Source organism: Owariibacterium komagatae (assembly GCF_045865535.1).
Classification (GTDB): Bacteria; Bacillota; Clostridia; order Oscillospirales; family Ruminococcaceae; genus Ruthenibacterium; species Ruthenibacterium komagatae.
Window position 1 is genome coordinate 1766626 of the sequence record NZ_AP031406.1, and the last position, 22337, is coordinate 1788962.

20 protein-coding genes and 1 pseudogene are annotated in these 22337 nt (G+C 63.8%); 9 read left to right on the forward strand and 12 right to left on the reverse strand.

Annotated features, from left to right (window positions below; all coding sequences use genetic code 11):
- Positions 1-2 precede the first annotated feature (2 nt).
- The 5 genes from ACKTS9_RS08730 to ACKTS9_RS08750 are packed head-to-tail and all read right to left on the reverse strand — an operon-like array spanning position 3 to position 6392.
- Positions 3-1049 (reverse strand): hypothetical protein, encoded by a 1047-nt coding sequence (locus ACKTS9_RS08730; protein WP_407880224.1) that lies wholly within the window; start codon positions 1047-1049, stop codon positions 3-5.
- 32 nt (positions 1050-1081) lie between these two features.
- Positions 1082-4558, reverse strand: a complete 3477-nt coding sequence (gene mfd / locus ACKTS9_RS08735) for a transcription-repair coupling factor (RefSeq protein ID WP_407880226.1) — start codon at positions 4556-4558, stop codon at positions 1082-1084.
- A gap of 10 nt (positions 4559-4568) precedes the next feature.
- Positions 4569-5093, reverse strand: coding sequence for a hypothetical protein (locus tag ACKTS9_RS08740; protein WP_407880229.1), 525 nt, complete (start codon positions 5091-5093; stop codon positions 4569-4571).
- Positions 5086-5676: an aminoacyl-tRNA hydrolase gene (pth, locus tag ACKTS9_RS08745; RefSeq protein ID WP_407880231.1), complete on the reverse strand. Its 591-nt coding sequence runs from the start codon at positions 5674-5676 to the stop codon at positions 5086-5088. Before pth ends, ACKTS9_RS08740 begins: the two co-directional genes overlap by 8 nt.
- Positions 5673-6392 carry a UDP-N-acetylglucosamine diphosphorylase gene (locus ACKTS9_RS08750; protein ID WP_349216921.1) on the reverse strand — a complete coding sequence of 240 codons (720 nt, stop codon included), beginning with the start codon at positions 6390-6392 and terminating at the stop codon, positions 5673-5675. The genes pth and ACKTS9_RS08750 overlap by 4 nt, the downstream gene beginning before the upstream one ends.
- Before the next feature lie 250 nt (positions 6393-6642).
- Here ACKTS9_RS08750 and ppdK point away from each other — a divergent pair, with 250 nt between their 5' ends.
- From ppdK to ACKTS9_RS08775, 5 genes are all read left to right on the forward strand, one after another.
- Positions 6643-9282: a pyruvate, phosphate dikinase gene (gene ppdK / locus ACKTS9_RS08755; protein WP_407880233.1), complete on the forward strand. Its 2640-nt coding sequence runs from the start codon at positions 6643-6645 to the stop codon at positions 9280-9282.
- Positions 9283-9450: 168 nt separating this feature from the next.
- Complete coding sequence (locus ACKTS9_RS08760; RefSeq protein ID WP_349216918.1) at positions 9451-9726, forward strand: helix-turn-helix domain-containing protein; 276 nt, start codon at positions 9451-9453, stop codon at positions 9724-9726.
- 165 nt (positions 9727-9891) lie between these two features.
- Positions 9892-10329 (forward strand): hypothetical protein, encoded by a 438-nt coding sequence (locus ACKTS9_RS08765; protein WP_349216917.1) that lies wholly within the window; start codon positions 9892-9894, stop codon positions 10327-10329.
- 28 nt (positions 10330-10357) lie between these two features.
- Positions 10358-10585, forward strand: coding sequence for a hypothetical protein (locus ACKTS9_RS08770; RefSeq protein ID WP_349216916.1), 228 nt, complete (start codon positions 10358-10360; stop codon positions 10583-10585).
- A 17-nt stretch (positions 10586-10602) separates the two neighbouring features.
- Positions 10603-10788 (forward strand): hypothetical protein, encoded by a 186-nt coding sequence (locus tag ACKTS9_RS08775; RefSeq protein ID WP_407880237.1) that lies wholly within the window; start codon positions 10603-10605, stop codon positions 10786-10788.
- Positions 10789-11053: 265 nt separating this feature from the next.
- Here ACKTS9_RS08775 and ACKTS9_RS08780 read toward each other — a convergent pair.
- Positions 11054-11896: pseudogene (locus ACKTS9_RS08780) on the reverse strand (helix-turn-helix transcriptional regulator); the annotation flags it as partial.
- Between the two features lie 356 nt (positions 11897-12252).
- Here ACKTS9_RS08780 and ACKTS9_RS08785 point away from each other — a divergent pair.
- Together ACKTS9_RS08785 and ACKTS9_RS08790 are read left to right on the forward strand one after the other, a co-directional pair.
- On the forward strand, positions 12253-13305 hold the full coding sequence (locus ACKTS9_RS08785; RefSeq protein WP_349214186.1) for an inorganic phosphate transporter: 1053 nt from the start codon (positions 12253-12255) through the stop codon (positions 13303-13305).
- Positions 13306-13380: 75 nt separating this feature from the next.
- Positions 13381-14004 carry a DUF47 domain-containing protein gene (locus ACKTS9_RS08790; RefSeq protein WP_295424591.1) on the forward strand — a complete coding sequence of 208 codons (624 nt, stop codon included), beginning with the start codon at positions 13381-13383 and terminating at the stop codon, positions 14002-14004.
- 142 nt (positions 14005-14146) lie between these two features.
- On the opposite strand, the gene ACKTS9_RS08795 is transcribed toward ACKTS9_RS08790, so the two are convergent.
- Positions 14147-14818: a hypothetical protein gene (locus ACKTS9_RS08795; protein WP_349214184.1), complete on the reverse strand. Its 672-nt coding sequence runs from the start codon at positions 14816-14818 to the stop codon at positions 14147-14149.
- Positions 14819-14909: 91 nt separating this feature from the next.
- Here ACKTS9_RS08795 and ACKTS9_RS08800 point away from each other — a divergent pair, with 91 nt between their 5' ends.
- Positions 14910-15290 carry a GNAT family N-acetyltransferase gene (locus ACKTS9_RS08800; RefSeq protein WP_349214182.1) on the forward strand — a complete coding sequence of 127 codons (381 nt, stop codon included), beginning with the start codon at positions 14910-14912 and terminating at the stop codon, positions 15288-15290.
- A 64-nt stretch (positions 15291-15354) separates the two neighbouring features.
- Here ACKTS9_RS08800 and ACKTS9_RS08805 read toward each other — a convergent pair whose 3' ends face one another.
- From ACKTS9_RS08805 to ACKTS9_RS08815, 3 genes are all read right to left on the reverse strand, one after another.
- Positions 15355-16278: a hypothetical protein gene (locus ACKTS9_RS08805; protein ID WP_349214181.1), complete on the reverse strand. Its 924-nt coding sequence runs from the start codon at positions 16276-16278 to the stop codon at positions 15355-15357.
- A gap of 113 nt (positions 16279-16391) precedes the next feature.
- Positions 16392-17810 (reverse strand): ABC transporter substrate-binding protein, encoded by a 1419-nt coding sequence (locus ACKTS9_RS08810; protein ID WP_407880241.1) that lies wholly within the window; start codon positions 17808-17810, stop codon positions 16392-16394.
- A gap of 74 nt (positions 17811-17884) precedes the next feature.
- Positions 17885-18745 carry an NAD(P)-dependent oxidoreductase gene (locus ACKTS9_RS08815; RefSeq protein WP_349214436.1) on the reverse strand — a complete coding sequence of 287 codons (861 nt, stop codon included), beginning with the start codon at positions 18743-18745 and terminating at the stop codon, positions 17885-17887.
- Between the two features lie 318 nt (positions 18746-19063).
- Between ACKTS9_RS08815 and ACKTS9_RS08820 the strand changes: the two genes are divergently transcribed.
- A complete protein-coding gene (locus ACKTS9_RS08820; RefSeq protein WP_407880243.1) occupies positions 19064-19927 on the forward strand; it encodes an aldose 1-epimerase family protein in 864 nt (287 codons plus the stop codon).
- 89 nt (positions 19928-20016) lie between these two features.
- Here ACKTS9_RS08820 and ACKTS9_RS08825 read toward each other — a convergent pair whose 3' ends face one another.
- Both ACKTS9_RS08825 and ACKTS9_RS08830 read right to left on the reverse strand, forming a co-directional pair.
- Positions 20017-21468 (reverse strand): sulfatase-like hydrolase/transferase, encoded by a 1452-nt coding sequence (locus ACKTS9_RS08825; protein WP_407880245.1) that lies wholly within the window; start codon positions 21466-21468, stop codon positions 20017-20019.
- A gap of 16 nt (positions 21469-21484) precedes the next feature.
- The gene (locus ACKTS9_RS08830) at positions 21485-22324 is read right to left on the reverse strand and encodes a carbohydrate ABC transporter permease (RefSeq protein ID WP_407880247.1); all 840 of its coding nucleotides are present in this window, start codon (positions 22322-22324) and stop codon (positions 21485-21487) included.
- Positions 22325-22337: the final 13 nt, after the last annotated feature.

The window sequence follows — 22337 nt, forward strand, 5'->3', positions numbered from 1 at the left end:
GCTTATTCCATTTCCTTGATGTTCTTCACCGCATAGGTCTTCACCGCGGACGCGTCCTCTTCCACCGCGTAGCCGCTGCTGCCCTCGGCGGCCAGCTGCTGGTACTGCTCCTGCTTCATCAGGTTCTCGATCTGCACATAGTACATGCTCTCGAATTCCTCGTCGTCCGCATAGTTGGCCACGCGCTGGTAGATCACCGGCGCGCTGAGCTCCGTCTGCAGCATGGCATAGCCCACGTCCTGGTCCCGCAGCGCCTGCACCACTTCTTCCGAGAAGTAGCCGTTGCTGTCGTCGCTGGCAAAGCCCGTCATCATCAGGCTGGACAGGGTGCTCTCCTCGTCGTAGGTGCGGCCCACGGCCTCGCAGGCCTTTTTCACCGTCTCCCCGGCCAGCTCGCTGAGGGTGCCGCCCGCGTTCAGGGCGTCCGTCAGCTCCCTGGCATAGGTGTCGATCTGGTTGCGGGCCTCGTCCGTGGCCTGGTTGCCCTCGTCATCGCTGACCGGCAGCACCAGAGACGAGATGTTCACATAGTGCTCGTCCATGTAGGCCTCGGCGTCTTCCAGGCTGATCTTGTGTGCGGTCTCGGCCCAGGCTTCGTACAGCATCTGATACTTGGTCTCGGTGAGATAGAACGTCTCGTAAGACGCGGCGCCGATGCCGTTGTCCGCGTACCAGTCCGCGGTGGCCTCGTAATTGGAGGCAGCCTGGCTCTGGGCCTGGGTGAGCCCGTCGCCCTCCAGCTTCAGGCCCTGGGCCTCAAACTCCCGGTCGATCCACACCCAGCGGCGCAGATCTTCCACGGTCTTTTCGTGCACCCAGTCCACGGCGTCCTGGCCTTCGATCTGGCCGTCCTGCACGGCGGCGCCGTCCTCCACCAGGCTCTCGGCCTCGGTGTAGGCGTTCAGCTGATACATCAGATATACGCCCGCGGGCACCTGCACCCCGTCCACCGTCATCACATTGGCGGGGGTTTTCAGCGTGCACGCGCTCAGGCCAAGGCCCAGCGCCGCGCACAGCACCGCCGCGGTCCATCGTTTCAAATTCAACATCGTTCCCTCCCAAACGGAAATCGTACATTTCATTATAGCCCGGCGCCGCCGTCTTTGCAAGACGCGGCCTCGTCCATTTTTTCCAGCGCCATGCGCAGCACCGCCAGCGGCTTTTCCCCCGGCTGCACCCGCACCGACAGATAGGGCTTGCCGGAGCCGTTCACCAGCAGCCGCCGGCCCATGCTTTGCAACAGAGGCTTCAGCAGCGCCATGTCCAGCCGGTCGGAATACAGCAGCAGCGCGTCCCGGCTCTGGCTGATCTCGTATACGCCCAGCCGGGCCGCCTGCACCCGGATGAGGCTGATGTCCACCAGCCCCGTGACGCTGGCGGGCACGTCGCCGTAGCGGTCGATGAGCTCGTCCAGCACGTCGGAGGCGTCGTCGCTGTTCTGGATGGCCGCGATGCGCTTGTACGCCTCGATGCGGCCGGCCGGGTCCTCGATGTAGGTTTCGGGGATGTAGGCGTCCACGGTGATGTCGATGAGGCAGTCGCTCTTGTCGGCCTTCACCGGCTCGCCCTTGGCCTGGGCGATGGCCTGATTCAGCAGCTTGACGTACATGTCGTAGCCCACGCTCTCCATGTGGCCGTGCTGGCTCTGGCCCAGCAGGTTGCCCGCGCCCCGGATCTGCAGGTCCCGCATGGCGATGCGGAAGCCCGACCCGAAGCTGGTGAACTCCCGAATGGCGGACAGGCGCTTGGCGGCCACGTCCGTGAGCACCTTGCTGCGCCGGAAGGTGAAGTAGGCGTAGGCCTTGCGGCCCGACCGGCCCACCCGGCCCCGCAGCTGGTACAGCTGGGCCAGACCCATGTAGTCCGCGTCCTCAATGACCAGGGTGTTGCAGTTGCGCACGTCCACGCCGGTCTCGATGAGGGTGGTGCACACCAGAATGTCGATCTCGCCGTCCAGCAGCTGCTGCCACACCCGGGACAGCGCTGCCTCGTCCATGCGGCCGTGGGCCGTGGCGATGCGCGCGCCGGGCAGCATCTCGCCCAGGTGGGCGGCGCAGCGCTCCAGCGTGTCGATGCGGTTGTGGATGTAATAAGCCTGGCCGCCCCGGTCCAGCTCCCGGCGCAGCGCCTCGGCGATGATGCCGTCGTCGTGCTCCAGCACGTAGGTCTCCACCGGGCGCCGCTCCACGGGGGGCTCCTCGATGGTGCTCATGTCCCGCACGCCGCTCATGGCCATGTTCAGCGTGCGGGGGATGGGCGTGGCCGACAGCGTCAGCAGATCCACGCCGATGAAATTCTCTTTCAGTTTTTCCTTGTGTTTGACGCCGAACCGCTGTTCCTCGTCGATGATGACCAGCCCCAGGTCCCGGAACTTCACGTCCTTCTGCAGCAGGCGGTGGGTGCCCACCACAATGTCCACGGTGCCCGCGGCCAGCCCCTTCAGGGTGTCCTTGATCTGCTTGGGGGTGGCGAACCGGCTCAGCAGCCCCGCCTTCACGGGGAAGGCCTCCATCCGGGACAGAATGCCCGTGTAGTGCTGCCAGGCCAGAATGGTGGTGGGCACCAGAATGGCCACCTGCTTGCCGCCCATGATGCACTTGAAGGCGGCCCGCAGCGCCACCTCGGTTTTGCCCACGCCCACGTCGCCGCACAACAGCCGGTCCATGGGGAAGGGCTTTTCCATGTCTTTTTTGATCTCCGCCGCGCACTGCAGCTGGTCCGGGGTCTCGTCGTACTCGAACCGGGCCTCAAAGTCCCGCTGCCACTCGCCGTCCTCGGGGAAGGCGAAGCCCTGGGCCTGCTGGCGGCGGGCGTACAGCTCGATCAGCTCTTTGGCCATCTCCTGGGTGGCCTTGCGCACCCGGCTCTTGGTCTTGTTCCAGCTTTCGCCGCCCAGCTTGGACAGCTTCACCCGGTCGCTGTCGCCGGGGGCCGTGTACCGGCTGAGCAGGTCCAGCTGGGTGACGGGCACGTACAGGGTGTCGCCCTTTTCGTAGCGGATCTTCAAATAGTCCTTGACCACGCCCTGCAAATCCAGCCGCTGGATGCCCGCGTACAGGCCGATGCCGTGGTTCTGGTGCACCACGTAGTCCCCGGGCTGAATGTCCGTCAGGCTGGACAGGCCCTTGTTTTTGGCCTTTGCCTTTTTGGCGGGCTGCTGGCCGGGCCGCCGGCCGGTGAACACCGCCAGCCGGGCGAAGGGATAGTCCGCCCCGGCGCTGAGGTGGCCTTCCAGCACCGCCACCGTGCCGGGGGCCGCGTCGTCGCAGGGCCCGTCCAAGGCGGTGGCGGAAAAGCCGTCCCGCTGCAGATCCCGGGCCAGGGCCTCGGCCGCGCGGCGGGTGCCCGCCAGCACCGCCACCGCGTACTTGCGCTCCAGCAGGCTTCGCAGCTCCTCTTCCAGGGCGCCCACCTCCCCGGACCAGGGGGGCAGGGCGTTGGCCTGGGCGCTGACCGTGTCCCGCAGGGTCAGCTGGGGGATGGTGCGGGCGAAGTTTTCGCACGCCACGGTGCGCCCTTTCTGGGCCGCGTGCCACAAAAAGGCCGCTTCTTCGTAAAAACGGTCCATTCCCGGGGCCAGAATGCCCTGCTCGAACAGACCTTTCATCTCCTCGCCGAACCTTGCCTCCAGCGCCCGGGCGCTCTCCCGGATGGCGCTGGGCTCGCTGAAAAACAGCAGCGGGTCCGACAGGTATTCCAGCACGGTGGCGGGTTTTTCGTACCGCACCGCCAGATATTTGTCCATGGCCGTGGGCAGCGCGCCGCCGTCCAGCAGGGCCAGATCGTCCTCCATGGCCGCCTCCAGCTGCCGGGCGGCCCGGCCCTTGGCCCGGCCCGCCGCCTGCCGCAGCAAAGCCGCCGCCCCGGCCGCGTCGCCGAACAGCACTTCCCGCGCCGGGGACAGATGGATCTTCTCCACCGGGTCCTCCCGGCGCTGGCTCACCAGGTCAAAGGTGTGGATGGTGTCCACCTCGTCCCCCCAGAACTCCAGCCGGCAGGGCTTCTCCATGTCGGGGGCGTACAGGTCCACAATGCCGCCCCGCACCGAAAACTGGCCCGGGCCGTCCACCTGGCTGCGGCGCAGATACCCGGCGCCGAACAGCCGCGCGGTCAGCTGCGCCAGCCCGATCTCCATGCCAGGCCGCACGGTCAGGGTGTTTTCGCAAAATTCGTCCCGGGGCATGGTCAGCTGCAAAAAGCCCTCCACGCCCGCGCACACCACCCGGGTGCGGCCGCCCACCACGTTGCCCAGCACCGACAGACGGCGGTACTCGTACTCGTGGTTCAGCCCCTCCACCGGGCGCAGCACAAAGTCCCGGGCGCAGAACACCTCGGCCGGCAGGCCGAAGGCGCTCACGTCCGCGGCCATGCGGGTGGCCTCGGCCTCACCGGCGCACAGCAGCAGCGCCGGGCGCCCGGTGTCCCGGCACAGCGCCGTCAGCACCTGGGCCCGGGCCGCGGGCGGCAGCCCGAACAGCGCCGTCACCCCGGGGCCTTCCGTCACGTCGGCCAGCAGCCGCTTGTATTCCGCCGTCCGCTTCAGCGGCTCTGTCAGCATCGTCCTCGCCTCACACCAAAAGATAAAATCCGCCCACGATCACCAGCCCCGCCATGCCCACGCACCAGATCAGCGCGGCGGCAAAGGGGCCTTCCCGGTACAATACGCCCCCCTGGGCGCGCTTCATGTGCTTTGCGGCGCTCACCAGCGCCGCCGCGCCGCAGCCCGCCAGCACCAGGGGCACCGCCACGACCCCCGCCAGGCCCACCAGCACCGCCAGCGCCGCCGCCAGGTCCTCCTGGCCCGCGGGCGCGGCCGGGGCCAGCCCCAGCACCGCCAGCGTGTACAAAAGCCACAAAAGCGGGCACAAAAGCAGCTTCAGGGGTCTTGTAAAACTTTTTTCCAGCCAGGCCTCCCGCCGGCACAGCGCAAACCGCGCCAAAACGCACCAGCTGGCCGCCGCACCCAGGGCCCCCAGCACCGGCGCCAGCGCCAGCACCCAGGCGCTGGGGCACAGCCCCGCCCAGGCGCAGCCCGCCGCAAAAATTCCTCCAAACACCAACAGAAACACGTCGTAACGTTGTTTTTTATCCATTGTATCGGCTCTGCGCAGCTTCAAACTGCCCTTTCATCATCATTTCCAGCGCGTCGGCCACGTCGTCGTAGCGCGCTTCCATGGCCTTGCGCTCGTCGGGGGAAAAGCGGCTCAGCACCCAGTCGGCCAGGTCGTACTCCGGGTGGGGCTTGGCGCCCACGCCGATCTTCACCCGGGGAAACTCCTGCCCGATCTGGGAGATGATGCTCTTCACCCCGTTGTGCCCCCCGGCGGACCCCGCTTTGCGCAGCCGCAAACGGCCCGGCGCAAGGCTGATGTCGTCGAACAGCACGATCACGTTCTGGGCGGGCACCTTGTAGAAGGCGGCGGCCTTGCCCACCGCCTGGCCCGACAGGTTCATGAAGGTCTGGGGCTTCAGCAGCAGCACCTTGTGGCCCGCGGCCTCGCCGGTGCCGGTGAGGGCGTCAAACCTGGCCCTGTCCACCCGGATGCCCCAGCGCCGGGCCGCCCAGTCCAGCGCGTCGAACCCGGCGTTGTGGCGGGTGCCGGCGTACTTCGCGCCGGGGTTGCCCAGCCCCACGATCAAAAATTCCACGCTCGAAGGTTTTTGAAAGAACATCATTTCTCCTGCTTTTTCTTCTGTTTCTCAATGAATTTTTCCAGCTTGGCCCTGGCCCAGCCCGGCTTGTTCTGCTGGCGCGCCCGGGCAATGCCCAAAGCGCCGGCGGGCACGTCCTCGGTGATGGTGCTGCCCGCGGCGGTGTAGGCGCCGTCGCCCACGGTCACCGGGGCCACCAGGTTGGTGTTGCAGCCGATGAAGGCGTAATCCCCGATGGTGTTGCGGTGCTTGGCCGCGCCGTCGTAGTTCACGGTGACCACGCCGCAGCCGAAGTTGCAGTATTTGCCCACGTCGGAATCGCCCACATACGTCAGGTGGGACACGCTGGTGCCCTCGCCCACGGTGGAGTTTTTCACTTCCACAAAGTCGCCGATGTGCACGTTTTTGCAGATGTGGCTGTCCGGCCGGATGTGCACGAAGGGGCCGATGTTGGCGCCGTCGTCGATGACGCTGTTGTAGCCCTGGCTGGCGTTGAACTTCACGTGTTCGCCCACGGTCACGTTCTCCAGCAGCGCGTTGGGGCCGATGACGCTGTTTGCGCCGATCTTGGTCGCGCCCCGCAGAATGGTGCCGGGCAGAATGACCGCGCCGGGCGCGATCTCCACGCTCTCGTCAATGAGAATGCCGTCGGTCACATAGAATTCCACGCCCGCGGCCAGGTGTTTTTCAAGGGTGGCGGCATAGGCTGCGCGCCGCTGTTCCAGCTCTTGTTTCGTCATGCAGAATCCCCGCTTTCCAAAAAAGACTATACGAACTTATTGTACAACGAAACGCACTTTTCCGCAAGGAAAACGGGGCGATGCGCCGAAATCTCCCCATTTCTCTGAAAACCGGCCCGAAAAAGGACCAAAAATCGGTCAATTCGCGGTAGTCAGGCGCGCATCTTTTTGTTATAATATTGAGTGCGAAAAGACAAATTTTTTTCGCCTGTGTTTTTGTGCGCAGAAAATTGTTTGGAGGTAGAGAATCTTGAGTCAGAAAAAGTACCTGTACCTGTTTTCCGAAGGAAACAAGGACATGCGCGAGATCCTGGGCGGCAAGGGCGCTAACCTTGCCGAGATGACCCGGGCCGGCATGCCGGTGCCCCAGGGCTTCACCATTTCCACCGAAGCCTGCACCCAGTACTACAAGGACGGCCGTCAGATCAACGAGGAGATCATGGCCGACATCTACGAGTACATCGGAAAGCTGGAAGAGATCGCCGGCAAAAAATTCGGCGACGTGAACAACCCCCTGCTGGTGTCCGTGCGCTCCGGCGCCCGCGCTTCCATGCCCGGCATGATGGACACCATTCTGAACCTGGGCCTGAACGACGAGAGCGTGGAAGGCCTGGCCAAGCTGACCAGCAACCCCCGCTTTGCCTACGACTCCTATCGCCGCTTCGTGCAGATGTTCAGCGACGTGGTCATGGAGATGAGCAAATCCGACTTTGAGAAGATCATCGACGAGATGAAACAAGCCAAGGGCGTCAAAGAGGACATCGACCTGGATGCCGACGACATGAAAGCCCTGGTGGTGAAGTTCAAAGCCCTGTACAAAGAGAAAATGGGCAAGGACTTCCCCTCTGACCCGAAAGAGCAGCTGATCGAGGCCGTCAAGGCGGTGTTCCGCTCCTGGGACAACCCCCGCGCCAACGTGTACCGCCGCATGAACGAGATCCCCTACGACTGGGGCACCGCGGTCAACGTGCAGTGCATGGCCTTCGGCAACTCGGGCAACCGCTCGGGCACGGGCGTGGCCTTCACCCGCAACCCCGCCACCGGCGAGAAAGCCCTGTTCGGCGAGTACCTGATCAACGCCCAGGGCGAGGACGTGGTGGCCGGCATCCGCACCCCGTCCCCCATCTCCAAGCTGCATGAGGAAATGCCCGAGGTCTATGACCAGTTCGTGGAGATCGCGCAGCGTCTGGAAAACCACTACAAAGACATGCAGGACATGGAGTTCACCATCGAGAACGGCAAGCTGTTCATGCTGCAGACCCGCAACGGCAAACGCACCGCCGCGGCCGCGCTGAAGATCGCCGTGGACCTGGTGGACGAAGGCATGATCGACGAGAAAGAGGCCGTTCTGCGCGTGGAGCCCAAGCAGCTGGACAGCCTGCTGCACCCGCAGTTTGACCCGGCGGCCCTGAAAGCGGCCCAGGTCATCGGCAAAGGTCTGGCCGCCTCTCCGGGCGCTGCCTGCGGCCAGGTGGTCTTCACTGCTGAGGACGCCAAAGAGTACGTGGAAAGCGGCAAAATGCCCAAAGTGGTGCTGGTCCGTCTGGAGACAAGCCCCGAGGACATCGAGGGCATGCAGGTGGCTCAGGGCATCCTGACCGTGCGCGGCGGCATGACCAGCCACGCGGCCGTGGTGGCCCGCGGCATGGGCACCTGCTGCGTGTCCGGCTGCGGCGACATCGTGGTGGACTACGACGCCAAGTGCTTCACCCTGGCGGGCAAGACCTATCACGAGGGCGACTGGATCAGCATCGACGGCTCCACCGGCAACATCTACGGCGAGGCCATTCCCACGGCGGACGCCTCCATCTCCGGCGACTTCGAGCGCTTCATGGAGTGGGCCGACGCCGCCCGCACCCTGAAGGTGTACACCAACGCCGACAACCCCCACGACGCACAGCAGGGCGTGAACTTCGGCGCCGAGGGCATCGGCCTGTGCCGCACCGAGCACATGTTCTTCGAGGCGGACCGCATCAAAGCCGTGCGCGAGATGATCGTGGCCGAGAACGCGGAAGGCCGCAAGAAAGCCCTGGCCAAGATCCTGCCCTATCAGCAGGGTGACTTCGAGGCCATGTACAAGGTGATGGGCGACCGTCCCATGACCATCCGTTATCTGGACCCGCCCCTCCACGAGTTCCTGCCCACCAAACCGGCGGAGATCGAGGAGCTGGCCGCAGACCTGGGCATCACCGTGGATCACCTGAACACGGTCATCGCCAGCCTGCATGAGTTCAACCCCATGATGGGCCACCGCGGCTGCCGTCTGGCGGTCTCCTATCCGGAGATCGCGGAAATGCAGACCACCGCGGTCATCAACGCGGCCATCAATGTGCACAAAGAGACGGGCCTGAACATCGTTCCCCACATCATGATCCCCCTGGTGGGCGAAGTGAAAGAGCTGAAGTTTGTCAAGGACGTGGTGGTCGCCACCGCCGACAAGCTGATCGCCGAGGCCGGCGTGGACATGAAGTATGAGGTCGGCACCATGATCGAGATCCCCCGCGCGGCCCTGACCGCGGACGAGATCGCCACCGAGGCGGAGTTCTTCTCCTTCGGCACCAACGATCTGACCCAGATGACCTTCGGCTTCAGCCGTGACGACGCGGGCAAGTTCCTGAACTACTACTACGACAACAAAGTGTACGAGTCCGATCCGTTCGCGCACCTGGACCAGAAGGGCGTGGGCAAGCTGGTGGAGATGGCGGCGAAACTGGGCCGCGCCACCCGTCCGGAGCTGGGCCTGGGCATCTGCGGCGAGCACGGCGGCGACCCCACAAGCGTGGAGTTCTGCCATCGTGTGGGCCTGGACTATGTGTCCTGCTCTCCGTTCCGTGTACCCATCGCGCGTCTGGCAGCCGCGCAGGCAGCCATCAAGGAAAGCCGCAAATAAGCGTTTTCCCAAGAACCCCCGAACCCCGGGGGTTCTTTTTTTGCGCTATTTTTTTACAAAGTATCCAAATTGGATTTAAAATATCGCTTTTGTTCTGATTTGCGTTCCATTTCCGGATAAAATCAATACAGTAGATTTGTGCGAAGAACGCATCAGGAGGAACGGGCGATGTCCAAAAGAAGGAGCAGGGCGCAAGGCAATCTGTGCGCGCAGCGGGTGCGGCTGGGCCGGGCGCTGCAAAAACCGCCCATGACGCAGGAGGACCTGGCCCGCAAACTTCAGCTGATGGGCGCGCAGGACATGACCAAGCTGATCATCTCCCGTATCGAGAACAATCAGCGCCACGTGTACGACCTGGAGCTTTCCATTCTGGCGCAGGCACTGAACGTCTCCATGGAATGGCTGGTGGGCGAAGCGGCGGAAAACGACTACCCGGCCCGCTGAATCCGACCGAAGCTTCCGCGCGCTCCCTCAGGGAACGCGCGGATTTTTTGCGCCTGTTTTCCACAACCCGCACCCCGGCGGTGGAAAACCCGCCCCGGGTGTGGTATCATCGGGGCAGAGAGATGTTTTTCCGCCGGCGAAAAACCGAAAGGACGGTGAGGGACCTTGCTGCGAATCCGCCGCACCGGCGCGGCGCTTCTGTGCGCCGGCGCCCTGCTTGTGACGGTCTTTGCCGCCACGTCCTGGCCGTGCCGCTTCGCCCGCTTTGAAAAGATGGCCCGGGCCTGTGCCGTCAGCGGGCAGACCGTGACCATGGGCGCGCTGTTCGCCGGGTTCCACTGGGAGGAAGTGTACATCGACCGGGGCGTGTTCAGCGCGGGCGAGGGCCTGAAACAGACCTACGGCCTGACCTTTTCCGTTCCCCGAAGCACCCGGGAAGACCGGGCCCGCCTTTTGTTCTTTGCAGACGGGGCCCTTGTGGAAGTGGGAACGTACCCCAAATATTACCTGACCATCCAGGAGGACCGCCTGCTGCCCTCCACCGCCGTGACCTTCTCCTTCGGCCCCGGCGAAAAAATTCTGGTTCTGGAACCGGCGCAGTAGCCCGCGCCGCCGAAAGGGGGAACACTGTTTGGAAGTTTTTCTGCCCGCCGCCCTGGCCGGGGCGCTGGTTTGCCTGCTGTACGTTTTGTACCGCAGCGGCTGGCTTGTGCTGAACACCAAACGGGCCCTGCTGTACGCGGAAGCCCCCGCCTGGGCAGGCCCCGCATCCAGGCCCGCTTTTCGGGCTGCACCGGCACCGTGCGAAGGGTCGTCCGCCTGCGTCAGCCCTGCCGGTTCGTCTTTTCCCCCGCCCTGAACAGGGGCTGTGTGCATGTGGAGATCCGCGGCTGGGACCGCCGGGTGCTGGCCACCCTGACCGCCGAAGCCCCCTGCGCGGTGGTCGACCCCGGCCCCGCCGGCCGCTGCCGCCTTTCCGCGGTGTTTGAACAGGCCGACGGCAGCTATGCCCTGACCTGGCAAGCGGCCGAAGATTTTCAACAAACACTTTCCAAATGTTAAAAAGAGGGCGCGGTCCCCGAGACCGCGCCCTCTTGTTCTTTTATGCCGTCTGTTGTTCCGCGCCGGGCAAAAAGCGCCCCGCCAGCCGGTGGAACACCGCCGCGAACACCAGCGCGAAGGTAACGCCCAGCACCGTGTCCGCCAGGCGCAGCAGCACCGCGCCCTGCAAGCCGTACAGCCCCACGCCCAGCGTCAGCGCGCCGAAGCAGTTCATGGCCGTTTTATACCGGTAGTCGGTGCAAAAGCCCAGGCACAGCCCGCCCAGCGGCCCCAGCAGCTCAGCACCGTCTCCAAAGGTGAGAATCCAGCTGATTACACTGTCCGCGTCCGGGAAACCTCGACGAAAAAGCAAGGAGCCGTCCGGCTGTACGGCAAAGCTGTCTGCACCGTATTCTTCCACCAGCCGCCAACGGCAGGTCGGGGCAAAGCGGACACACACCTGATATTGAGTTGGATAAATCCGCTCCGGGTCCAGGTCCGGCAAAGGGGCCGGACGAGGTGAAAAGGGCTCTCCGTTAGAAAGGTCGGTCATGCGGTTGAGCTTGAACAGGCGGAAGTCCTGCCGGGTTTGACACCAGCCCCACAGATACCAGGTGGACCAGTGAAAGACTAGGTAATAAGGCTCCACGCTGCGCACCGAGGTGCCCTTGGGCGCGTCGTAAGTAAAATGCACAAGGTGGTGCTGCTCCATGGCATTCTGTATGGCTTCGATTTTCGGGGCAAGGCTGCTTTTGTACCATGAGGACAGATCAATGAGCAGGTGGGTGCCGCCGGATAGCAGCGTATGGTTCCCGGCGGACAGCTTTTCCATGAGCTGGGCATAGCGCCGGGTGCCGCTGACGCTGTCCAGACTGCGCAGCCCCGCCAGAATGGCCTGCATCTCCGGGGCGGTGAGCACCGTTCGGTCCACCCGGTATCCCTCCATGATGGAGATCCCGCCGCCGGCGCCCTGTGCGGTGACGACGGGGATACCTGCCCGGCACAGGGCTTCGATGTCCCGCTGGATGGTGCGGCGGGACACTTCGAACTGCTCCGCCAGTTCCGGCGCGGTGATCCGCTCCTGCTGGAGAAGGATGGACAATATGCCGATCAGCCGGTCCATTTTCATGGCACCACCGCCCTTCTGTCATTGTCTGTATTATACCATAGAAAGCGGACACCTGTCTGTCATGTTTGGCTTTGCGCGGCCGGCTTTTTTGTTGCAGGGCAGGGGACCCGGACGAAAAATAAGGGCCGCATGTTGGAAAGAAGCGGGAAAAAGCAGGCAGGCAACGGATTTTCTGTAAACTGCCAGTCAAAATCACGTAAAATTTCGTTGTAAAATGTCGGCGTTTCTGTTATGATAGCAACCGTGGGGCCGGACCCCACCGACGCAGCGCCGTGCGCTGCACCCACGCTGCACCCACCTTTACAATCAAAGAATAGGAAAAAGAGAAAAGAGAAGAATACAAGGGAGACTCGTACATGGATGTAACGCTGTCGCATTTTCTCCAGCAGATGGCCTCCAACCCCATTTTGTTGATGACCGTGGCGCTCACGCTGGGCGTCATCTTCGTCAACGGATGGACCGACGCCCCCAACGCCATCGCTACCTGCATCAGCACCCGCTGCATGCGGGTCCGTCCGGCCATCCTGCTCAGCGCCGGGTTCAACTTTCTCGGTGTGCTGGTCATGACCCGCATCAACTCCTCCGTCGCTTCCACCATCTCCAACATGGTGGACTTCGGCGGCAACACCAACGAAGCCCTCATCGCGCTGTGCGCGGCGCTGTTTTCCATCGTGGTATACAGCGTCACGGCTTCCTGGTTCGGCATCCCCACCAGCGAGAGCCACAGCCTGATCGCCGGCCTGACCGGCGCGGCCATCGCCATCAACAACGGTCTGGGCGGCGTCAACGGGGCCGAGTGGGTCAAGGTCCTCTACGGTCTTGTCATGAGCCTGCTGCTGGGCTTCGGCTCCGGCTGGCTCATCTGCAAGCTGCTGACCTGGGTGTGCGCCGGGCTGGACCGCCGCAAGGCAAACGGCTTCTTCCGCTACGCGCAGATCTTCGGCGCGGCGGCCATGAGCTTTATGCACGGCGCGCAGGATGGCCAGAAATTCATCGGCGTACTGTTCCTGGGCGTGGCCTTCTGCAACGGGCAGTCCAGCGTCAGCGGGGTGGTCATCCCGGTCTGGCTGATGCTGTTGTGCAGTACTGTCATGGGTCTGGGCACCAGCGTCGGCGGCGAGAAGATCATCAAGTCCGTGGGGATGGACATGGTCCGGCTGGAAAAATACCAGGGTTTTGCAGCGGACCTCTCGGCGGCGTTCTGCCTGCTGCTGTCCAGCCTGTTTGGCATCCCGGTATCCACCACGCATACCAAGACCAGCGCCATCATGGGCGTGGGGGCTGTCAAGCGGCTTTCCGCCATCAACTACGGCGTCGTCAAGGATATGATGCTCACCTGGGTGTTCACGTTCCCCGGTTGTGGCCTGATCAGCTTCGCCATGGCCAAGCTGTTCATGTTCCTCATCTGAGTATGGCGGCGGGGAAATGCCCCGCAGCAGGGTACCGTTCCGTTACCGCAACACAAAAAGCAAGGAGAAACGATCATGGCGAAAGTTCAGGATTCCTACTATTTTGATACCTTCTCGGCCTGCGCCGAAGATGCCTGCCGTGCCGCCCATCTGCTGGAAGCGATGATGCAGAATTTCCAGCCCGCCAACATCCGGCAGGAACTGGACGAGATCCACAAGATCGAGCACAGCGCCGACGAAAAAAAGCATGAACTGCAGAGCGTGCTGGTCAAAGCGTTCATCACCCCCATCGAGCGGGAGGATATCGCCACGCTGTCCGGCAACATCGACGATGTGATCGACAAGATCGAGGATGTGCTCCAGCGTATCTATTGCAACAACATCCAGAGCATCCGCCCCGACGCGCTGGAAATGGCCCAGAAAGTCATCCAGTGCTGTGAGGAAGTCAAACTGCTGGTGAAGGAACTGGCGGACTTCAAGCACTCCAAGACGCTGCATGACCATGTGGTACGCATCAACGATCTGGAGGAGCAGGGCGACCGGCTGTTCCTGGCCAGTATGCGCAAGCTGCACAAGAACTGCACCGACCCCATCGAAGTCATCGCCTGGCGCGAGGTGTACCACTACCTGGAAAGCTGCATGGACGCCTGCGAACATGTGGCCGACACAGTGGAGCGCGTCGTAATGAACAACACCTGAGCACACAGCGACCGGGACCGCAGCCCGCCGTAAGGCGGCAGCGGTCCCGGTTTTTGTCTGCGCAGTTATTGCACGGTGAGGGTTTCCACGATGGGCAACGCCCGCAGCCGTCTGACAGGGCCGCGCACCGAGAGAGCGGTGGTCAGCAGGATGACCCCGGCGATGAGCGCCAGTTCCGGCCAGGGGACCGACCAGGGAACGCCAAAGGTACGCGTGACCAGGCTGGAATACAAAAACCAGTGCAGCGCCAGCCCCAGCGCGCAGCCCAGCAGCACACGCCGTCTTTGCCGGGGTAGTACACCCGGCCGTCCCGGGCAAACAGCGCGCCGCCGTTCCAGCCCTCCAGCACGCCCTCTTTGCGCCAGCTGCCGTCCGCCTCCACGGTCACCAGCCCGTTGTCGGTCAGGTCCACGCAGTACATCCGCTGTCCGTCGCTCACCGGCGTGGTGTACACGTCGCCCGCAGGCCCGTCGCCCCAGACCGCCGCCTGCCCGTCCGGCCCGTACATCCGGTTTTCCACGGGCAGCGGCACCACCGTGGTCTGGGTGCGGCCCTGCCCGTCCGTGAAGGTCTCATACCGGGTCAGCGTCAGGCTCAGCCCGTCGCCCGCGCGGCAGGGCGACCGAAACCCGTCGCACTCCCCCGCTTCCGGCAGCGGCACCGGGGCAAAGGGCCGGTCCGGGCCGCCCTCCAGCAGGCACACTTCGCCCCCGCTGTCCACGGCCGACACCAGCGCCGTGCCCCCGGGCATCAGGTTCTCCACCGCCGTGGGCTGCACTTCTTCGGGCAGCGCCCCCAACATCCGTTTTTTCATACAAAAACCTCCTTTTCTGCCCCCAGTTTGCCAGAGCTGTCTTGAAAAAACTTGAAAAAAGGCGCATGATCGATGCAAAGGAGGGACCTGCATGGAATTTTCAGCAAACGACCGGGCCCTGACCGCCCGGGAATTTCTGGCTCTGGCCGCCCGGGTCTGGCCGGGCGATTACGACCCCGTGCGGACCGAAGCCGCTTTGGCCCGCACCCAAAACATCACCGCCCGGGACGGCGGCGCGCTGGTGGGGTGCCTGCGCATCCTCACGGACGGCTGTTTTTTCGGCACCATCCCCGAAATTCTGGTGCTTCCGGAATACCGGCGGCAGGGGGTGGGCAGCCGCCTGCTGGCCCTGGCCCGGGCCAGCACGCCCACGCTGCTGTACTTCGGCGCGCAGCCGGAAGCCTGTGCCTTTTACGAGAAAAACGGCTGTGCGCGCAGCCTGCCCGCCTACGAGCTGCCGCCCTGCCGGTGACGTTTTAAAAAAGCACAAAAAAGCGGCCCTGCACCTGCAGGGCCGCTTTCTGCGTCCAATCTGTTCAGTTTTTCGCGCACCGGGAGCAGGGCGAATAGCCCGCGTCCTCGGCCTCGCCCAGGGTGGTCTCTTCGCCGCCCCACAGCCGGGGGCAGTCCGGGTCCAGATGGTAGGTCGACCCCAGCCAGGGTGTCCACACCCGGGTGGCACGGCGGTTGTTCTCCACCTCGTCCATGGCCTGCTGGGCGTCGCTGTGGGCCTGCTGCACGTCGGCGCTTCCGTCGGAATATCCCTCGGAATACCCCGTGCTCTTGCCCTGGTCAAAGCCCTCCTGCAGGCCCTCGGTGTAGCCGGTCTGGTAGCCTTCCTCGTAGCCGGCGGCGCGGCCCTCTTCAAAGGTGCCCTCGGCCTTGGCCGCGGCGTACCCGTCGGCATAGGTGCCGTTGGCCTCCAGCGAGGCGGCGTAGCCCAGCTTCCAGGCGCCCCACAGGCCCAGGGCCAGCACCAGCGCCGCGCCGGCGCAGGCCAGCCACAGTTTCCACCGGGCGCGGATGGCCGCCCACGGGCCGGGCGCCGGGGAGTCGGATGTGTCCCCGGGCATGTCCCCGGACACGTCCGGCTGGGGCATGGCGGGATCGGGTGCGGCGGGCACAGGGGCCGGTTCTTCATCGGATACATCCCGGGCCCGGCCCTCGTACTCGCCGTCGATCAGCACGTCGGCGGTCTCCAGCCATTGGGCGGGCTCCAGGCCGCAGCCGGCAGCCAGGCGGCGCACCAGCGCGAACACCGGGCACGCGGCGGCCCGGTCGGGCGTGCAGGGGCAGATCTCCACGGGGCCGATGCCCTCCAGCGGGCGGCCCTGCATCTGCTGTTCCAAAGCGGCCTTGGCCCTTGCAAAGGAAAGGCCCTTGCGGCGGGCGTACTCTGCCACCGAGCGGGCGCACGGGCAGTCGGCGCACACCTTATCGTACGGGGATGTCCGGTTCATGTGTTTCTCCTCCAGTCTGTGGCTTTATCTTACCACATCCGCCGCTGTCTGCCAACAGCAAACCGGGGGCCGCGCAGAACTGCGCGGCCCCCGGTCGGAGGAAAAGCAATGGATTAGATGTAACCGGCCTCCTCGTACACTTTTCTCACTTCCTCATTGGCCTGGTCCATGGCATCCTGGGCACTGATCTGCCCGGCGAACACATCGGAGATGTATCCGCTGACGATGTCGGCCACCTCGGGCCATTCGGGGGTCAGGGGGCGGTATTTTGCCATGGCGTAGTTGGCCAGGCTGTCCCGCATGGCGCCCAGCCATGCGCCGTCGCCGATGTCGTTCACTTCGATGAAGGCGGGGTCCTCGTACACGGAATCCCGGGCCACGGTGACCAGGTTGCCCTCGGTGCCCAGCCGGACCATAATCTCCTCCGACAGGGCCCACTGGATGAAGTGCCAGGCGCGCTCTTTGTTTTTGGCGTTTTTGGGGATGTTGACCGAGTGCACGTTCAGCGGTGCGCAGCGGCCTTCGGGACCGGCGGGGACGGGAGCGAAGCCCACCATGTCCTCGGTGGTCTTGGACATCTCGGGGTTGATGTAGTTGGGCACGATGGCCGCGCCGTCGATCCACATGGCCAGATCGCCCTGTTGGACCGCCACGGTGATGTCCTCAAAGTTGCAGGTGGTGGCGCCGGGGATGGAGTAGTTCTGCAGCAGATCCGCGTAATACTCCACGGACTCCACCACTTCCGGCGAATTGAGGGTGGGGGTCATGTCGTCGGGGAAGTTTTCCACAAAGTCGCCGCCCATGGAGTACATGACCATGGGCCACTCCCAGATCAGACCCTCCGAACCGCCGGCGCTGCGGGCGCCGCGCATGGCCACGCCGGCCACGCCGTCCTTGTGCAGCAGCTTGGCGTACTCCCGCAGCTCTTCCCAGGTCTCGGGGGGCTGCTCGGGGTCCAGGCCCGCGGCCTCAAACAGGTCTTTGCGCCAGTACAGCAGGGTGGTCAGGCTGCACACCGGCAGGCCGTACAGCTTGCCGTCGTAGCGCTGGGCTTCCAGCGAGGACTCCGCCAGGCCGTCCAGTGCCAGCACCTCGTCGTCGGTGATGGACTTGTCGGCGATGAAGTCATCCAGGGGGAACAGCCAGTCGTTGGAGGCGTACTGCAAAAACTGCGGGCTCATCAGGTAGATCACGTCGTAGGCATCGGAGCCGGAGGACATCTCCACCAGCATTTTCTGGAAGTAGGTGTCCACGCCCAGAATGGTGTAGTTGATCTTCACGCCGTACTCGTCCTCGTAATCGCTGTAGATCTTCTCCAGGGACTCGGCGAAGTTGCCGGCCACCAGCATCACGTTCAGTTCCTTCTGCTCTTCCAGGCGCTGGGCCGCGCCCGTGTCACCGGTCTGGGCCGCGCTGCCGCCGGACTCGGCGGAGGCGGTGGACCCGGCGGTGGAGTCGCCGCCGCAGGCTGCCAGGGAGAGAACCATCGCGGCCAGCAGGACCAGGGAGATCCATCGTTTCATTTTTTCCATCGTTCCGCATCCTTTCTCGTTGGGTGGTGCTGTCCCGGCCGGGGCCGGGAACCGCGGTGTGTAAACGGTTCGGTTCAAAGTTCCAGATAATCCCGCATCACGGCGGCCGCCTCGGAGAAGTCATTGCCGCCGCGCCCGTCCTTCAGGCCGGTGCGCAGCAGATCCAGCGCGCCGTCCAGCGCAAAGGCCGGGCAGTTCAAATCTTCATACAAGCGCTTGACATATCCCAGATCCTTCAGCCCGAACGCCAGCGCGAAGTCCAGCCGGTAGTCCCGGTCCTTGACTTTCTGGCCGTAGAACTGAAAGACCCCGCAGTTGGTTTTCTGCTCGCAGATGATGTCAAACAGCTGCTGGGTATCCAGCCCCAGCTTCTCCATCAGCGGGAACATCTGGGAATAGGTGATGGCATACATCAGGCCCGTGAAATTCAGCGCCAGTTTCACCAAATGTCCGTTGCCCGGGCCGCCCACGTAGTCCGCCCGGCTGGTAAAGCACTGGAACACCGGCGCGGCCGCGTCAAAATCCTTGCGGTCGCCGCCCACGGTGACGGAGATGGTGCCCTCGGCCGCCATCTGGGGGTTGCCCATCAGCGGCGCGTCCAGGAATGCGCCGCCCGCCTGGGCAAAGCGCTGCTGCAGCTTTTTGGTGGACAGCGGATAGCTGGTGGACAGATCGATCACGGTTTTGCCTTGGACACCGCAGGCCAGAAACGTCTCGCACATCTGCTCCACCTGCACCGACGAAGGCAGGGACAGCAGCGTCACCTCGCTGCGCCGGAACAGCTCCGCCGGGTCCCGGGCCAGCTCCGCCTTGCCCCGGAACGCCTCCATGGCGGCGGGCGCGATGTCGTACACCATCACGTCGTGACCCCGGCGGACAAAGTTGCCGCAGGCGCCGCCGCCCATGCGGCCCAGGCCGATAAATCCGATTTTCATAAACACCGTCTCCTCCTTTGTTCCATCTCACAGGGATCCCGCGCTTTTGGTTGTCTTCATTGTAGCAGGCCGGGCGGCGCGCGTGTGTAACAATTTTCACCAATAATAGCAACATCCAAACGAACTTGTATCCGGCGGCTGCAAAATTATCAATTTCTTATGAAATACTGTAAAAATCGTATTGTATTTGGATAAAACTCCCAAAAAGCTCGGTTTTCATCTGTGAATTTAGTGAAATTGACGCCCCAGTCGAACTGTGCTACAATGCGTTGCAAAGCGGCCGGCGCCGCTGATTTCAATGGAACAGGAGGACTTATCATGATCGTCACCCTTGAAAATTCGTCCTTTACCGCCCGGGTGAACACCTTCGGGGCCGAGCTGTGTTCTTTGCGCCGCAAGCAGGACGGCGCCGAGCTGATCTGGCAGGGCGACGCCCGTTACTGGAGCGGGCACGCCCCCACCCTGTTCCCCATCACCGGGAAGCTGCGGGACCTGCGCTTCACCCACAAGGGCCGCAGTTACGAAATGCCGCCCCACGGCTTTGCCAAGGATTCGCCCTTCACCGTTGAACAGCAGTCGGACCAGGCGCTGACTTTGTGCCTGACCTCTTCGGAACAGACGCTGCAGTGCTATCCCTTCCCCTTCCGGTTTCTGTGCACCTTCGCCTTGACCGACCAGGGCCTGGCGCTGACGCGCCGGGTGGAGAACACCGGCTCGGAGGAGATGTTCTTCTCGGTGGGCGAGCACCTGGGCCTGGCGCTGCCCCCGGACACCCCGCTGGACCAGTGCCAGCTGACCTTTTCCACCCCGCAGACCGCCTGCAACTGGCGGCTGGAGGGCGGTTTGCTGAAAGAGCGCCAGGCCTTTTTGGACAACGCCTCGTCGCTGGCGCTGTCCAAGAAGCTGTTCCGGGAGCACGGCTGCCTGGTGCTGCAGGGGCTTGACACGCCCTGGATCACCCTGCGCTGTGGCGACCGGGACAGGGCCCGGGTCTCCGCCCAGGGCTTCCCCACGGTGGTGGTCTGGTCCCCGGACAACGCGGGCGCCTTCGTGTGCGTGGAGCCCTGGCAGGGCCTTCCTTCGGACAGCACCGCCGGCTACGAGCTGTCCCGGCGGCCGTGCATTCGGCGGTTGGCTGCGGGCGACGCCTGGGCCTACACCGTCTGCCTGGAAGCCCTTTGATCTTTCTGAAAACGGCAAGAGCGTCCGCCCCGGTGACGGGGCGGACGCTCTTGTCTTTGTGCGCCTGTTGAAAGGAGAATGAACGTACATTACACCTTCCAGCGGGCCTCGTGGCCCAGGGGCGCGTAATTGGGCCGTCCCTCGGCCTTCAGCCCGGCCCGGTCCAGCTGACCGTTGCCGCTGACGCGCTCAAACCGGCCGTCCATGGCCGGGTCCGCATAGCGGGCAAACCAGCGCTCCATGCGCCGGCGCAGCTGCTGAATGCGCAAAGCGCAGCCCGGGTCGTCGATGCGGTTGTTCTCTTCCCCGGGGTCGTTTTCCAGATCGTAGTACTCGTCGGGCCCGTAGGGGTAGCGCACGATCAGTTTATCCACGTAGGTGCGGATCATCCGCGCCGCGCCGTACTCGTCGAACACCACCACCGGGGCGCCCTTGTCCACAGGGTAGCTCTCCCCCTGCAAAAGCCCTGCAAAACTCTGCCCGGGCAGCTGGGGGCGCTGGGGCGCGTTCAGGTGCAGATAGTCCAGCAGCGTGGGCATAAAGTCGTAGGCGCTGACCATGTTCTGCACCACTTTTCCCGCGGGAATGCGGTCCGGATGCCACCAGATCAGGGGCACTTTCACCGAGGTGTCGTACATGTTCAGGGGGAAGGTGCCGTTGCCCTTGCCCCAAATGCCGTGATGGCCGCAGTTGAACCCGTTGTCGGAAGTGAAGATCACCAGGGTATTGTCCAGCACGCCCAGCTGGTCCATGCGCTCCAAAAGGCGGCCCACATTGCGGTCCACCCCGGTGACGGCGGCGTAGTATCCCTTCAGGGTCTCAGCGGGGTGGCGGGCGTTCTCCCGGGTGGGAGCGTCGGGTGCGTCGGAGAAGATGGCCCAGGGGTGGGGCTCCCGCACGGGGCAGTCCGCAAAGGTGCAGCCTTCGTACAGCGCGAACAGCTCGGCCGGGTGGTTGGCCCGGCTCCAGGGGCTGTGGGGCGCGGTGTAGTGCACCCCCAGGTAGAAGGGCGCGTTCTGGCCGACCATCTCCTCCAGAAATTCCAGCGCCTTGTCGGTGATGACGTCGGTGATGTAGCCCGGCTCTTCCACGAGCTTTCCGTCCCGGATCATGGGCGCGTTGTAGTAGGGGCCGCCGCCCCGCTGGTGCACATACCAGCGGGTGAAGCCCTTTTGGGGGATCTGGGCCGCGCCCAGATGCCATTTTCCGCTGAGGGCGCACTGGTACCCGGCGTCGGCCAGGTCCTCGGTGTAGCCCCGCATGCCCCGCAGATACTCGATGGAGTCGGGCCCGCAGTTGCCCCCGCGGATCCAGTCGTGCACCCCGTGCTGGGAGGGGATGCGCCCGGTGAGAAGCGAAGCCCGGGCCGGGCTGCACACCGGCGAGGCACAGAAAAAGTTTTCAAAGCGGGCGCCCTCCCGGGCCAGGCGGTCCAGGTTGGGGGTCTGGATGTCCCGGTTGCCGCTGCTGCCCAGCGCCCAGTACCCCTGGTCATCGGTCAGTACAAACAGCACGTTGGGGCGTTCTTTATCATGATTCATAAAACACGCTCCCCCCTTATTCACCGGCCAGGCCGCCCTGGGTCAGGCCCTTGACGTAGTACTTTCGGATGGCGATGCCGAACACCACCACCGGCAAGGCGATGACGATGGACCCGGCGGCGATGACACCCCAGTTCATCCGCTCGAACACAATGAAGTTCAGAATGCCGATGGGCGCGGTCTGCACCTTCTGGCGGGTGAGCAGCAGCGCAAACAAAAATTCGTTCCAGGAGAAAATGAACGACAGGATGGCTGTGGAGGCAATGCCCGGCGTGGACAGAGGGATGGCGATCTTGAACAGGGACTGCAGCAGCGAGCAGCCGTCGATGCGGGCCGCCTCCTCCAGACTCACCGGGATATCCTCCATGAAGGCCCGCAGACTCCACACGATGATGCCCAGGTTGGAGGCAAAGTAGATGAGCGTCAGGCCCACATAGGTATCCAGCATTCCCAGCTTGTTGTACGCCAGAAAATAAGGGATGACAAACACCGCGCCGGGGCTCATGCGGGTGATGAGCAGCACATAGAAAAAGGCTTTTTTGCCCCGGAACTCGGACCGGGCAAAGATGTACGCCGAGGGGATGCCCACCAGCAGCGCCAGCACGATGGAGAAAAAGCACACCACAAAGCTGTTGAAAAAGTACTTTGTAAAATCGCCGGCGACAAACAGCTCGCTGTAATTTTCCAGCGTGGGCACAAACAGCAGATCCGGCGGCACCTGAAAGGCGTCGTTCTGGGTTTTCAGCGAGATCAGCAGCGTCCAGTAAAAGGGGAACAGCGTGGCGAACATCAGCACCGCCACAAACAAGCCCCGGGCGGCCGCGGACAGTTTTTGCCGGGTTTTGGGATGCAGCATACGGATTCCTCCT